Source organism: Microvirga sp. M2 (assembly GCF_047497095.1).
GTDB lineage: Bacteria > Pseudomonadota > Alphaproteobacteria > Rhizobiales > Beijerinckiaceae > Microvirga.
On sequence record NZ_CP134063.1, the window covers coordinates 3,378,250 to 3,390,676 of the forward strand.

At 66.6% G+C, this 12,427-nt stretch carries 10 protein-coding genes and 1 pseudogene; 8 read left to right on the forward strand and 3 right to left on the reverse strand.

Annotated elements, in window-relative coordinates; translation table 11 throughout:
* Positions 1 to 36: 36 nt before the first annotated feature.
* The 4 genes and pseudogenes from RE429_RS16075 (at position 37) to RE429_RS16090 (ending at position 4,786) form a co-directional block, all read left to right on the forward strand.
* Complete coding sequence (locus RE429_RS16075; RefSeq protein ID WP_414471726.1) at positions 37 to 426, forward strand: hypothetical protein; 390 nt, start codon at positions 37 to 39, stop codon at positions 424 to 426.
* 127 nt (positions 427 to 553) lie between these two features.
* Positions 554 to 922 carry a hypothetical protein gene (locus RE429_RS16080; RefSeq protein WP_414471727.1) on the forward strand — a complete coding sequence of 123 codons (369 nt, stop codon included), beginning with the start codon at positions 554 to 556 and terminating at the stop codon, positions 920 to 922.
* Positions 923 to 1,124: 202 nt separating this feature from the next.
* Positions 1,125 to 3,300, forward strand: a pseudogene (scpA, locus tag RE429_RS16085) (methylmalonyl-CoA mutase).
* Positions 3,301 to 3,418: 118 nt separating this feature from the next.
* Positions 3,419 to 4,786, forward strand: a complete 1,368-nt coding sequence (locus tag RE429_RS16090) for a M10 family metallopeptidase C-terminal domain-containing protein (RefSeq protein WP_414471728.1) — start codon at positions 3,419 to 3,421, stop codon at positions 4,784 to 4,786.
* Positions 4,787 to 5,103: 317 nt separating this feature from the next.
* Here the strand turns inward: RE429_RS16090 and RE429_RS16095 are convergent, their stop codons facing one another.
* Positions 5,104 to 6,081, reverse strand: a complete 978-nt coding sequence (locus RE429_RS16095; RefSeq protein ID WP_414471729.1) for an alpha/beta hydrolase — start codon at positions 6,079 to 6,081, stop codon at positions 5,104 to 5,106.
* Positions 6,082 to 6,258: 177 nt separating this feature from the next.
* On the opposite strand from RE429_RS16095, the gene RE429_RS16100 reads away from it, so the two are divergent.
* Both RE429_RS16100 and meaB read left to right on the forward strand, forming a co-directional pair.
* Positions 6,259 to 7,014: a DUF3750 domain-containing protein gene (locus RE429_RS16100; RefSeq protein WP_414471730.1), complete on the forward strand. Its 756-nt coding sequence runs from the start codon at positions 6,259 to 6,261 to the stop codon at positions 7,012 to 7,014.
* 248 nt (positions 7,015 to 7,262) lie between these two features.
* Positions 7,263 to 8,249: a methylmalonyl Co-A mutase-associated GTPase MeaB gene (gene meaB / locus RE429_RS16105; protein ID WP_414471731.1), complete on the forward strand. Its 987-nt coding sequence runs from the start codon at positions 7,263 to 7,265 to the stop codon at positions 8,247 to 8,249.
* A 233-nt stretch (positions 8,250 to 8,482) separates the two neighbouring features.
* Here the strand turns inward: meaB and RE429_RS16110 are convergent, their stop codons facing one another.
* Complete coding sequence (locus tag RE429_RS16110; RefSeq protein ID WP_414471732.1) at positions 8,483 to 9,490, reverse strand: asparaginase; 1,008 nt, start codon at positions 9,488 to 9,490, stop codon at positions 8,483 to 8,485.
* A 159-nt stretch (positions 9,491 to 9,649) separates the two neighbouring features.
* Here RE429_RS16110 and RE429_RS16115 point away from each other — a divergent pair, with 159 nt between their 5' ends.
* Positions 9,650 to 10,954 carry a UDP-glucose dehydrogenase family protein gene (locus RE429_RS16115; RefSeq protein WP_414471733.1) on the forward strand — a complete coding sequence of 435 codons (1,305 nt, stop codon included), beginning with the start codon at positions 9,650 to 9,652 and terminating at the stop codon, positions 10,952 to 10,954.
* 98 nt (positions 10,955 to 11,052) lie between these two features.
* Positions 11,053 to 11,289 carry an Lrp/AsnC ligand binding domain-containing protein gene (locus RE429_RS16120; RefSeq protein WP_047189580.1) on the forward strand — a complete coding sequence of 79 codons (237 nt, stop codon included), beginning with the start codon at positions 11,053 to 11,055 and terminating at the stop codon, positions 11,287 to 11,289.
* Here the strand turns inward: RE429_RS16120 and RE429_RS16125 are convergent, their stop codons facing one another.
* The gene (locus tag RE429_RS16125) at positions 11,290 to 12,291 is read right to left on the reverse strand and encodes a transglycosylase SLT domain-containing protein (RefSeq protein ID WP_414471734.1); all 1,002 of its coding nucleotides are present in this window, start codon (positions 12,289 to 12,291) and stop codon (positions 11,290 to 11,292) included.
* Between the last annotated feature and the right edge of the window lie 136 nt (positions 12,292 to 12,427).

Below are 12,427 nucleotides of genomic sequence, written 5' to 3' on the forward strand. Positions count from 1 at the left end.
GTCTTCCCGGCTGCGACACCGGGAGGACCACGGTTCATGAACTTCATCAAGTCGACGGCGCTGGGCCTGAGCCTCGGCCTCATCATCGGCGGCGCCGCCGTTGCTGCCCCCAAGCACAAGCATGACGGAACCTGGCAGGTGCAGCTGGTGACGGATTCCGGGATCTGCGGCACGAACACCTACGCCATCACGGTCGAACAGGGCAATGTCCGCTACCAGGGCTCTCCCGGAACCGCTCCGGCCGTGATCAACGGGCAGATCGGCTCCAACGGCGCCATCAATCTCGCCATCCGCAGCAGCGCCGCCCAGGGCCAGGCCTCGGGCAGCCTGTCGACCCAGTCCGGCTCCGGCGTCTGGAAGGTCGACAGCTATGGCTGCTCGGGCCGCTGGAGCGCGCAGAAGCGTTCCAGCTTCGCGCAGAGCTAAAGCCGAACCGGCAGCCTGAGGCCGCCGCATCCGTCCGATGCGGCGGCTTTTTCATGCCGCCTCGCTCCAGGAACCCCTCCCTCGACCTCACGTTATCCAGGCCTGTCTTGGCAGCATGGAGTTTTCGATGCGGATGATGGTTTGGCTCGGCGCGACGGTCTTGGCGGTTTCCGCTCTCGCGCCCGAGGCCCACGCGCAGACGAAGAAATTCGACGGCACCTGGAGCGTGGAGGTCGTGACCGAACAAGGGGCCTGCGACCGCGCCTATCGCTACGCGGTGATCGTGCAGAACGGCCGCGCGCGCTATGGCGGACCGGAACGCTTCGACGTGAACGGCCAGGTCCGCCCGAACGGCTCCGTCTCCGCCAGCATCGTGCACGGCCAGGACCGCGCCCATGTCATAGGGCAGCTCTCGGAGGGCTGGGGCCGCGGCACCTGGACGACGTCGGGCGGGCGGGCCTGCTCCGGCACCTGGAACGCGGAGAGGCGAGGCTGAACCCTCGACCTTGCGCCGATAGCCTCCCGTGAGCGGATGCCCTCCAGCATCGGACGTGACATCGAACCCACATCCGATGCCGTCAGTCTACGGCCGTGAGCATCTTTTCACGCAAAACCGGTACCCACTTTTGCGTTCGATGCTCTAGAATGCCGGAACACCACCCTTTCTGCCGTTCGATGAGGGCATTCGCTTCAGGGCCATGACACGCATACCGGATTTTTCGCAGCTTGGCTGGGCGGGCGCCCCCGAAGTCTCGAGCGTCCTGCCGCCCGCCGGCGAGCCCGAGCCGTGGCTGACGCCGGAGGGCATCGCCGTGAAGGGCTCGTACGGCCCCGCCGACCGGGCCGGGCTCGACTGTCTCGACACCTTTCCGGGGCTCGCGCCGTATCTGCGCGGGCCCTACCCGACCATGTACGTCACCCAGCCCTGGACCGTGCGCCAGTATGCCGGCTTCTCCACCGCCGAGGCCTCCAACGCCTTCTACCGCCGCAACCTCGCGGCCGGCCAGAAGGGCCTCTCGGTCGCCTTCGACCTCGCCACCCATCGCGGCTACGATTCCGACCATCCCCGCGTCGCCGGCGATGTCGGCATGGCCGGCGTCGCGATCGACTCGCTCTACGACATGCGCACCCTGTTCGCCGGCATCCCGCTCGACCGGATGAGCGTGTCGATGACCATGAACGGCGCCGTGCTGCCGATCCTGGCGCTCTTCATCGTGGCGGCCGAAGAACAGGGCGTGCCGGCCGCCAAGCTCTCCGGCACGATCCAGAACGACATCCTCAAAGAGTTCATGGTGCGCAACACCTACATCTACCCGCCGCACGGGTCGATGCGCATCATCGCGGACATCTTCGCCTATACCGCGGCCCACATGCCCAAGTTCAACTCGATCTCGATCTCCGGCTACCACATGCAGGAGGCCGGCGCGACCCAGGACCTCGAGCTCGCCTACACGCTCGCCGACGGCGTCGAGTACATCCGCGCCGGGCTCGCGGCCGGGCTGGCCATCGACCAGTTCGCGCCGCGGCTGTCGTTCTTCTGGGCGATCGGCATGAACTTCTTCATGGAGGTCGCCAAGCTGCGCGCCGCGCGCCTGCTCTGGGCCAAGCTCGTCGCGGGCTTTGCGCCCACGAGCGAGAAGTCGCTTGCCTTGCGCACGCACAGCCAGACCTCGGGCTGGTCGCTGACCGCCCAGGACGTGTTCAACAACGTCACCCGGACCTGCCTCGAGGCGATGGCGGCGACCCAAGGCCACACCCAGTCGCTGCACACCAACGCGCTCGACGAGGCGCTCGCCTTGCCGACCGACTTCTCGGCCCGGATCGCCCGCAACACCCAGCTGTTCCTGGCCCAGGAGAGCGGCACCACCCGGATCATCGACCCGTGGGGCGGCTCGTATTACGTCGAGCGCCTGACGCACGAGCTCGCCGGGACGGCCTGGCGCCATATCCAGGAGGTCGAGGCGCTCGGCGGCATGGCCAAGGCGATCGAGGCCGGCATCCCCAAGCTCAAGATCGAGGAGGCCGCCGCGCGCACCCAGGCGCGCATCGATTCGATTCCGGCAGCAGAAGATCATCGGGGTCAACGCCTATCGCCCGCACGACGAAGCCGCGATCGAGATCCTGAAGGTCGACAACGCGGCCGTGCGGGCGAGCCAGATCGCCCAGCTCGAGCGGCTGCGCGCCGAGCGCCGCCAGGCCGATGTGGACGCGGCCCTCGCGGCCTTGTCGGCGGGCGCGGCCGGCACCGGCAACCTGCTCGCTCTGGCCGTGCAGGCCGCGCGCGCCAAGGCGACGGTGGGCGAGATCTCGGCCGCGCTGGAAAAGGTCTGGGGCCGCCACCGGGCCGAGATCCGGGCGATTGCAGGCGTGTACAAGCGCGAGGTCGGCCTGGCGTCGCCCGCCGTCGAGACGGTGCGCCGGCTGGTCGAGGCGTTCGAGCGCGACGACGGCCGCCGGCCGCGCATTCTGGTCGCCAAGATGGGCCAGGACGGGCACGACCGCGGCCAGAAGGTGATCGCCTCGGCGTTCGCCGATCTCGGCTTCGACGTCGATATCGGGCCGCTGTTCGCCACCCCGGCGGAAGCCGCGCGCCAGGCGGTCGAGAACGACGTGCACATCGTCGGGGTGTCGTCGCTCGCGGCCGGGCACCTGACCCTGGTGCCGGAGCTGAAGCGCGAACTGGCGAAGTTCGGGCGCGAGGACATCATGATCGTGGTCGGCGGCGTGATCCCGCCGCAGGATTTTGCGGCGCTCACCGAGGCCGGCGCCGCGGCGATCTTCCCGCCCGGCACGGTCATCGCGGACGCCGCCGCCGGCCTCATCGACGACCTCAACCGCCGCCTCGGATACGGCCCCAAACACGCCGCGGAATAGCCCCGCTCATCCCCGATCGTCGTCCGCCGGACCGGCCCCTTCGCCATGTGTGCTCCCGCACAGCGGAACTTGCAGGATGCGATACGTATGTTATCACGTATCGTCAAAAGAGCGCATCATGAGCAGAATCAAGCAGATCACGAAGACCGGCAATGCCTTCATCGACGGTGTCCTGGCCGCCGGCAGCGTCTGGGACATGTCCTCGGGGCCGGTCAGGATCAAGATCGGGACGGCCAACGGCGCCAACGGCGACGGGAGCTGGTTCAGGGCGGTCGACGTCAAAGGCCGCGAGATCATGGATTGGGATGCGATCGCGAGGAACGGAACCGATACGCAGCCCTGGACGACGGGCGACGAGCAGTCCCTGATGCAGGCGGCCCACACGCTCGAGGCGTTCTGCGGGGTGAAATTCCAGTTCACGAATGCCTTCGAAGGGGCCGATGCGGTCTGGTGGAGGGTCTTGGGCGGCCAGTTCGTGGACCACAACATCAGCGGCCAGTTCGTCCATGAAGCGCCGGTGGAGCCCATCACGGGCGTCCAGCAATCCTGGGGATACCTCGTGAACCTCCACGACGGTTTCCAGAATTACACACCGGGCGGCGTGGGCTTCCAGACAATCCTCGGCCTCGCCGCGCAAGCCGTCGGCCTGAACTGGGCCCACCAGGAAGGGCTGCCGGGGGCGTTCGACAGATCGCCCTACACGCTGATGAGCGTCAACAACCTGCCCACCGATCACTCCTTCTTCGGCAACTACGGCTTCCTCAAGACCCCGAGCGCGATCGACACGGCGGCCCTCCAGGAGATCTACGGCCGCAACATGGAGACCGCGACCGGCAACAATGTCTACTCGCTGCCGACCGTCAACGTCCAGGGCACCGGCTGGACGACGATCTGGGATGCGGGCGGGATCGATACGATCTCGGGGGCGAAATCGACGGTCCCGGTCAGCATCAACCTGAACGAAGCATCCCTGAAGGCCGGAGACCCCAATGCCGGCGGCTATTTCTCGCGGCAGATCAACGTCTATGGCGGTTTCACCATCGCCAAGGGGGCCGTCATCGAGAACGCCATCGGCGGAAGCAGCAACGATCTCATCGTCGGCAACGGCGCCGCCAACGTGATCAACGGCGGTCGCGGCAACGACACCTTGAAGGGCCTCGGTGGAAACGACGTCTTCCTCTTCAAATCGACGCCGAACAGCAGGACCAACTGCGACAAGATCCTCGATTACACCGTGGCGAACGACACCATCCAGTTGTCGCGGACATATTTCAGCAAGATCGCGACCAAGAGCGGAACCTTGAAAAGCGGCGAGTTCTTCAAGGGGAAGAAGGCGCATGACGGGAATGACCATATCATCTACGATTCCGGCACAGGCGCTCTCTATTACGATCCCGACGGCATCGGATCGGTCTCCGCCATCAAGTTCGCGACGATCGGCAAGAACCTGAAGATGACCGCGGCGGAGTTCGTGATCGTCGCCTGATCGGGAAGCGGGCCGCGGAGGAAGGCGCCTCAACCCGCCTTCGCCGCCGGCCGCGATCGTTCCAGCGCCGCCGGCGCCTCCGAGAGGCGTCTCCTGGCGCGCTCGACCTCATTGTGCTTGAGCGCATCGAGATTGAGAAACAGGTCGGGTCCGGTCACATGCTCGATGACGACCTACCAGGGTCGGTGGACGATGTCGGGAACCTCCGTCGAGTTCAGGGATCCTCAGTTGCTGAACTCGTTCAACAAGCTCGTGACGAACCTCGCCTCCAAGGCGCAAGGGGCCGTCGAGAGCCAGAAACGTCGTCGAACGACGTTCTACCGCGCCCGCTCGATCGCCCGCTTGATCACCTGCTGGACCTCCTGGTTCGACAGAAAGAGATCGTGATTGATGATGCCGCTGCCGAATTCCGAGGCATCGGCCACGCGCACGCCCAGGGCTTCGAGGCGATCGCGGTCGGCCGCGCCCGCGCGGATGATGCCGCCGGCGAGGCGGCTCGACACCGCGAGCGCGCGATCGTTGGTGGAGCTGATCACGGTGATCTTCTTCGCATCCGGCCCCAGCCGCTCGAGTCCGCGCGCGAACAGGTCGATATCGATATCGGGTGCGGCCAGCACGATGGCGCCGATGCGCTCCATGACGCTCCCGCCGCCATCCGCGCGCAGCATGCGCAGCGCCTCCAGGGTCAGCAGCGTGCCCATGCTGTGCGCCACGATGTGAATGCGCCCGCCGCTCGGCGTCTTGGCGATGGCCGCCAGGACGTCCTCCAGGGCGTCGCGCGACCACATGGCGCTCTCGCGGTCGGCCACGTAGCTGAAGGTCGAAGCGGCGGAAGGCCAGGTGAAGAGCCCCGTGGCCCCCGGGAACTTGATGCCTTCCGACAGGTCGATCGTGGAGGCGGCCGCCGTCTCGAAGCTCTCGCGATAGCCGTGGATGTAGAGCAGCAGGTCGCGCCCGAAGGCGGCCTGCGCGAAGGCTTGCGCCGCATTGGAGCGCTCGACCGAATCGACCTTCGTGATGGCCCATCCCGAACTGCCGATGAAGGATCCCGACGGCGGGCTCAGGCGCGCCTGCGCGTAAATGAGGTCGGGAGCGCGGTCACTGCTGAACCAGGGCTTCTTCGGCGGATCGCCTACCGGCAGGCGCGTGGTGGCGACCAGAAGCGTCGGGTCCTTCTCCAGGCCCGGACGCGGCGAGGTCAGGGGGCTCGTCAGGACATTGTCGTCGCCGATGCACCCGGAGAGCGTCACGGCGGCAAGGCAGACGATGGCGAGGCGGGTCAGGGAGAGCTGCATGAGGCCGGAAAATCAAACCGAGAGGAGGGGCACTGCTGTGTTGCCGCCGATCATGGCATACGCAAGGCAGAGCCGGTCGATGCCCCCATTCCGCACCATCCAGGGTAAACCATTGGTGAACGCCGCGGAACGTTCGGTGCCTTGAAGGAGCTCGTCTCCCATCGCTACTGTGACGTCATGAGAGCCCTCGCCCGCCTCCTCCTCCTCTTTGTCGGCCTTTTCCTCCTGCCGCTCGGCGCCCACGCTCTGTGGTGGGCCATGCGTGAAGATGTCGCGCCGAACTGGCGGGCCGCCGACTGGTCGAGCGCGAAGCTGCTGCCGCAGCCTTCCGCGGCGCCGCAGGCGATCGTCGCGGTCTATGCGGCGCGGGTGGGTCGCTGGCGCGGGATCTTCGCCCACCACACCTGGATCGTGGTGAAGGAGGCGGGCGCCAGCCAGTATACCCGCTACGACAAGGTCGGCTGGGGCAGTCCCGTGCGCACGAACGGCTGGGCGCCGGACGGGCGCTGGTTCGGCAATGCGCCGCATCCGGTCGCCCTCATCGAGGGAGACGCCGCCGAGCGCCTGATTCCGCAGATCCGCAAGGCCGTCGCGAGCTATCCTTACGCCTCCTTCGGGGCCTACAGCGCCTGGCCGGGCCCCAACTCGAACACCTTCGTGGCCCATGTGCTGCGCAACGTGCCTGAACTCGACGCCGCCCTGCCGCCGACGGCGCTCGGCAAGGACTGGAGACCGCTCCAGGACATCGTCGGCCTCACGCCGAGCCGCACCGGCATCCAGATCTCGCTCGTCGGCTATGCGGGCCTGGCGCTCGGCTGGGTCGAGGGCGTCGAGATCGATTTCATGGGGCTCGTCGCCGGAATCGACATCCGCCGCCCCGCCCTCAAGATCCCCGCCTGGGGACGGATCGGGATGGATCCGATCACGTGGTGACAGCAGCCCGTGAATCCGCCTGAACCGTTTCCCCTGGGGCGCAACCGGCTCTTTTCTTTGGGCGGCCGCATTTTCAACGGCGAACCGGATCCCCTTCGCCGAAAAATGCTCCCTTCTTGGAATGAGCGCATCGTTCCTGCGAAAAACCGGGTCCACTTTTTCGCACGATGCTCCCTTCTTGGAATGAGCGCATCGTTCCTGCGAAAAACCGGGTCCACTTTTTCGCACGATGCGCTAAGCCTTATCCCATGACCGGGGGTACTCACCGAAAGACCGATGTGACGGCCGACGCCGTGGCGCAGGGCGACCGCGCCGCGCTGGCGCGCGCCATCACGCTCATGGAATCGCGCCGTCCCGACCACCGGGAGGCCGCGCGCGCCCTGCTCCAGGAGCTGATGCCCCGCACCGGCAAGGCCGTCCGCATCGGCATCACGGGCGTTCCCGGGGTCGGCAAGTCCACGACCATCGACAGCCTCGGCAGCATGCTGACGGAGAAAGGCCACAAGGTCGCGGTGCTGGCCGTCGACCCCAGCTCGACCCGCACGGGCGGTGCGATCCTGGGGGACAAGACCCGGATGGCGCGGCTCGCGGTCGATCCGAACGCCTTCATCCGTCCCTCCCCGTCCTCCGGGACGCTCGGCGGCGTCGCGGCCAAGACCCGGGAGACGATGCTGCTGTGCGAGGCCGCCGGATTCGACGTGATCCTGGTGGAGACGGTGGGCGTGGGCCAGTCGGAAACCGCCGTGGCGGACCTGACGGATTTCTTCCTCGTTCTCATGCTACCCGGCGCGGGCGACGAGCTGCAGGGAATCAAGAAGGGCATTCTGGAGCTTGCGGACCTGATCGCCGTCAACAAGGCCGACGACGCGGGGGTCAAGGCCAAAGCGGCCGCCGCCGAATACAAGGCCGCCCTTCACATCCTGGCCCCGGCCTCCTCCGCCTGGACGCCTCCCGTCCTGACGATATCGGGGCTGACCGGCCAGGGCCTCGACGAGATCTGGGCCAAGGTGCTCGACCACCGCAGGCGCCTCGAGGCCACCGGCGAACTCGCCGCCAGGAGGCGCGGCCAGGACACGAAGTGGATGTGGGCCCTGGTCCATGAACGCCTGCACGAGCGCCTCACGCAGGATCCGGCGCTGAAACAGCGCGTTCCGGATATCGAGAGGGCCATCGGCGAGGGCACCTTGTCCCCCGATGCGGGCGCAAGCGAGATCGTGAAGCTTTTGGGGCTTTAGAGCATCGGACGCAAAAGTGGGCACCGGTTTTGCGTGAAAAGATGCTCAAGCAAGGAGAGCATCGGACGTGAAAAGTGGGCACCGGTTTTGCGTGAAAAGATGCTCATGGCCGTAGACTGACGGCATCGGATGTGGGTCCGATGCCGTAGCGGTTGTGAATCCCGGGCTCTCGCTATGCCCGCTCGGGATGACAGGAGGGACGTCAGACGGAGACGGCCAGGCCCGGAAGTGGCTTATCCCTGCACCATCGGAGTCAGGCGGAGCCCGCCGACCTCGATGCCGTTCCAGTTCTTGAGGACCGGCTGGGCCATTTTTCCGACGGCCGCGCGCATCTCGTCGTCAAGGGGCAGGAAGCGGAGAATGAGCCCCGCCATGATGGCCTCGGCGGCGCGCGCATTCCCGTCGTCGGCCTTGAGGGCGATCCCGTAGCCGAGTTCGGGGAGCGCGGCGCAGTAGACGCCCTCCGCGCCCACCTTCACGAAGGCGCGCTCCTTGAGAAGCTCCATCAGCCGGGTGTCGAAGCGCCCCGTGCCGGCCACCATGAAGGGGTGCGCGGCCACGGCCTTGCGGATGCGCGCGGCGGCCGCCTTCCCGTCCGCGGACAGGCCCGCGCCGCTGCCGAACTTGGCAAATCCGAACGCCAGCGACGGCAGCGGGATCGCATAGCTCGGGATCGAGCAGCCGTCGATGCCGCTGTTTTCCATGGTGTGGCAGGCGCCCGTGGCATCCTCCAGGGCCTCGCGCACCATGCGCTGCACCGGGTGGTTCGGGCTCACATAGCCCTTCGGGTCCTCCCCGAGCCCGCAGGCCAGGCAGATGAATCCCGCATGCTTGCCCGAGCAGTTGTTGTGGAGGGCGTTCGGAGTGCCGCCCTGCGCCGCCAGGGCGCGGTTGGCAGCCTCGCCCATGGGCCAATGGACGCCGCATTCGAGGCAGCCCACGTCGCGACCGGCCTTGGCCAGCATGGATTGCGCCACGCGCACATGCTCAGGCTCGCCCGAATGGGACGCGCAGGCGAGCGCGATCTCTTCGTCGGTCAGGCCGTAGGTGTCCGCCGCCCCGCTCTCGAGGAGCGGCAGCGCCTGAAGGGCCTTGACCGCCGAGCGCGGGAAAACGCGCCGGTCGACATCGCCGATCGAGAGAACGGTCGAGCCATCCGCATCGACCACGGAAACGCTGCCCCGATGGCGCGATTCGACGAGTGGCCCGCGGGTAACCTCGACAAGGAAAGGGTTGTCCATGAATGCCCCGTTTACGAAACGGCGGTCTTTTGGGCGCGGTTTGAGCGGATGTCAAAGGGAGTTTTGTGACAGAAAGGCTCCCGCCCCTTTCCAGCTTCGGCTTGCGGCCAAGTCTTTAGCGCCTTAAACCCTCGGACTCATGACAGAGGAGAGATCCTGATGCGCATTGCGATGATCGGGTCGGGCTATGTCGGCCTGGTGTCCGGGGCGTGCTTCGCCGATTTCGGACACGAGGTGTGTTGCGTCGACAAGGACCCGGGCAAGATCGAGGCCCTCAATCGCTGCGAGATTCCCATCTTCGAGCCGGGCCTCGCCGAGCTTGTCGCCAAGAATGCGCGCGAAGGCCGCCTGACCTTCACCACCACCCTGCCCGAAGCGGTCAAAAGCGCCGAGGCCGTGTTCATCGCGGTCGGGACCCCGTCCCGCCGCGGCGACGGCCATGCGGACCTCTCTTATGTCTATCAGGCCGCCCGCGACATCGCGGGAGCCATGGACGGCTACACCGTGGTGGTCACCAAATCGACCGTGCCCGTGGGCACCGGCGACGAGGTGGAACGGATCATCCGGGAAACCCGCCCCGATGCGGAATTCGCCGTCGTCTCCAACCCGGAATTCCTGCGCGAGGGCGCGGCCATCGCCGATTTCAAGCGTCCCGACCGCATCGTCATCGGCACGGACGACTCGCGGGCGCAAGCGCTGATGAACGAGGTCTATCGTCCGCTCTACCTCAACCAGTCGCCCATCCTGGCGATGTCCCGCCGCACGGCGGAACTGACCAAGTACGCGGCCAACGCGTTTCTGGCCACCAAGATCACCTTCATCAACGAGATCGCGGATCTGTGCGAGCACGTGGGCGCGAACGTCCAGGACGTCGCCCGCGGCATCGGCCTCGACAACCGCATCGGCTCCAAGTTCCTCCATGCCGGGCCGGGCTATGGCGGCTCGTGCTTCCCCAAGGACACGCTGGCCCTGATCAAGACCGCGCAGGATTTCGAGGCGCCCACGCGTCTCGTGGAGACCGTGGCGGCCGTCAACAGCCAGCGCAAGCGCGCGATGGGGCGCAAGGTGATCGCGGCCTGCGGCGGCTCGGTGCGGGGCAAGACGATCGCGATGCTGGGCCTGACCTTCAAGCCCAACACCGACGACATGCGCGAGGCCCCCTCCATCGACGTCATCACGGCCCTGCAGGATGCCGGCGCCCAGGTGCGGGCCTATGATCCGGAGGGCATGCAGGCGGCGAGCGCGATGCTCGCCGACGTGGAATACGCCCGGGACGCCTATGACTGCGCCCGCGGCGCGGACGCCCTCGTGATCGTCACCGAATGGGACATGTTCCGGGCGCTCGACCTCAAGCGCCTGAAGGCGCTTCTCGCCGAACCCGTGGTGGTGGACCTGCGCAACGTCTACCGTCCCGACGAGATGCGCCGGAACGGCTTCACCTACGTGAGCATCGGACGGCCGTGAGATTTCGAGCAAGCGGGATGTTCACGCGGACCGCATCCCGTGGCATACGTCTCCCATCATCTCGCCTTTGTTGAAACCGACGCCTTTCGGAGCGCCCCATGCAGACTTTCTTCGTCGAGATCAAATGCAAGCTCGGGAAGACCTACGCGGTCGCCAACGCCCTCGCCGACCGGGAAATCGCCTCGGAGATCTACTCCACGGCCGGGAATTACGACATCCTCGCCAAGTTCCACGTGGATGACGGCGTCGATATCGGCCACTTCATCGCAGAAAACGTGCAATCCATCCCCGAGATCGCCGACACGCACACGATCATCACGTTCAAGGCGTTCTGATCAGCGCGTGAGGGCGCTGGTTTCCGTGATCTCGGCGGCCGGACGGGTGATTTCGGCCAGATACGGGCCGATGCCTTCATAGCGATCCAGGCGGCGCACGATCTTCGAATCGATCTTGTTGTAGAGCTCGGCCACCGAGACCGGGCGGCGATTGCGGCCCTTGCCTTCCATGAAGAGGCCGGCATTGGCCTTCGCGGCCTTCGGGAAGAGCTTGGACGCCTTCATGTTCGGGTCCTGGTCCAGCACTTCCAGGAAGCGCACGGCGCTCTGCGCGCCCAGGAAATGCGCCAGATAGAGCTCCGCCTCGGCGATCTCGCGCTCGCCTTGGGCGATGAGCGCACGCTCCACGTCCTTGATCAGCTCGCCCGCCATCAGGGCCGAGAAATACGGATCGGTCCGAAGGTCCATGATCCACCCCCGGTCCTTGCCGCTCACCTCCGGTTCCCCGTCGACGATTCGGACGGCTGCGGCTGCGGCGGTAAAGCCGTAATCGGCCGCATGCATGGCGACCACCTCGAGCCACGTGCGGTCGATGAACTGGAACAGCCCTTCGGCGGACGAGGTCGGCGCCTTGGCCTCGGGCGAGAGGCTCGATTCCACGTCCGCGAGCGTCATCATGTAGACCGGGTCCACGCCCGTCACATGCGCCGCCTTGAGAATCGAGTGAACCAGCCAGCGCGGGATGTTGCGCCCGTTGAAGGGGATGATCTCGTCCGGATTGGCCGTTTCGGCGAGCGCCTCCTCGGGCGCGGGCTTCGGCGGGCGCTTCTTGGCGAGCGAGAACGCTCCGTTGAGGATTTCCCCGAAGAGGCCGGGCTGCTTGAGGAGTTCCGGCGTGTAGGCGACCGATGCCAGGACGGGATCGGCCAGCCTCACGGTCTTGGCGTGAGCCGAATGGTTGTCCCCCATCATGGCGGTCGGCAGGGTGGCGACGGCGGCGGGTCCCGCCGTCAGCCCCTGGAACCCGACCATCAGGCCCAAAGCAAGGGCCACGCGAACCATCTGGCGGCCTCGGCCGCCTTGGCGCGGATCCGCAACAGGTTGCGGCACGGCGCACAGCAGCGTTCTTGCATTACTCGGCATCACACTTGTTCCCGCAGGGTTCGGCTTGAATGCCGAACCACCCCTTGTGTCATTC

Excerpts from the sequence above, each read along its gene's own strand:
- RE429_RS16075 (WP_414471726.1), top strand. The coding sequence starts at position 37 with ATGAACTTCATCAAGTCGACGGCGCTGGGCCTGAGCCTCGGCCTCATC.
- RE429_RS16120 (WP_047189580.1), top strand. The coding sequence starts at position 11,053 with ATGCAGACTTTCTTCGTCGAGATCAAATGCAAGCTCGGGAAGACCTAC.
- RE429_RS16115 (WP_414471733.1), top strand. The coding sequence starts at position 9,650 with ATGCGCATTGCGATGATCGGGTCGGGCTATGTCGGCCTGGTGTCCGGG.
- RE429_RS16125 (WP_414471734.1), bottom strand. The coding sequence starts at position 12,291 with ATGGTTCGCGTGGCCCTTGCTTTGGGCCTGATGGTCGGGTTCCAGGGG.
- RE429_RS16090 (WP_414471728.1), top strand. The coding sequence starts at position 3,419 with ATGAGCAGAATCAAGCAGATCACGAAGACCGGCAATGCCTTCATCGAC.
- RE429_RS16095 (WP_414471729.1), bottom strand. The coding sequence starts at position 6,081 with ATGCAGCTCTCCCTGACCCGCCTCGCCATCGTCTGCCTTGCCGCCGTG.
- RE429_RS16080 (WP_414471727.1), top strand. The coding sequence starts at position 554 with ATGCGGATGATGGTTTGGCTCGGCGCGACGGTCTTGGCGGTTTCCGCT.
- meaB (WP_414471731.1), top strand. The coding sequence starts at position 7,263 with ATGACCGGGGGTACTCACCGAAAGACCGATGTGACGGCCGACGCCGTG.
- RE429_RS16110 (WP_414471732.1), bottom strand. The coding sequence starts at position 9,490 with ATGGACAACCCTTTCCTTGTCGAGGTTACCCGCGGGCCACTCGTCGAA.
- RE429_RS16100 (WP_414471730.1), top strand. The coding sequence starts at position 6,259 with ATGAGAGCCCTCGCCCGCCTCCTCCTCCTCTTTGTCGGCCTTTTCCTC.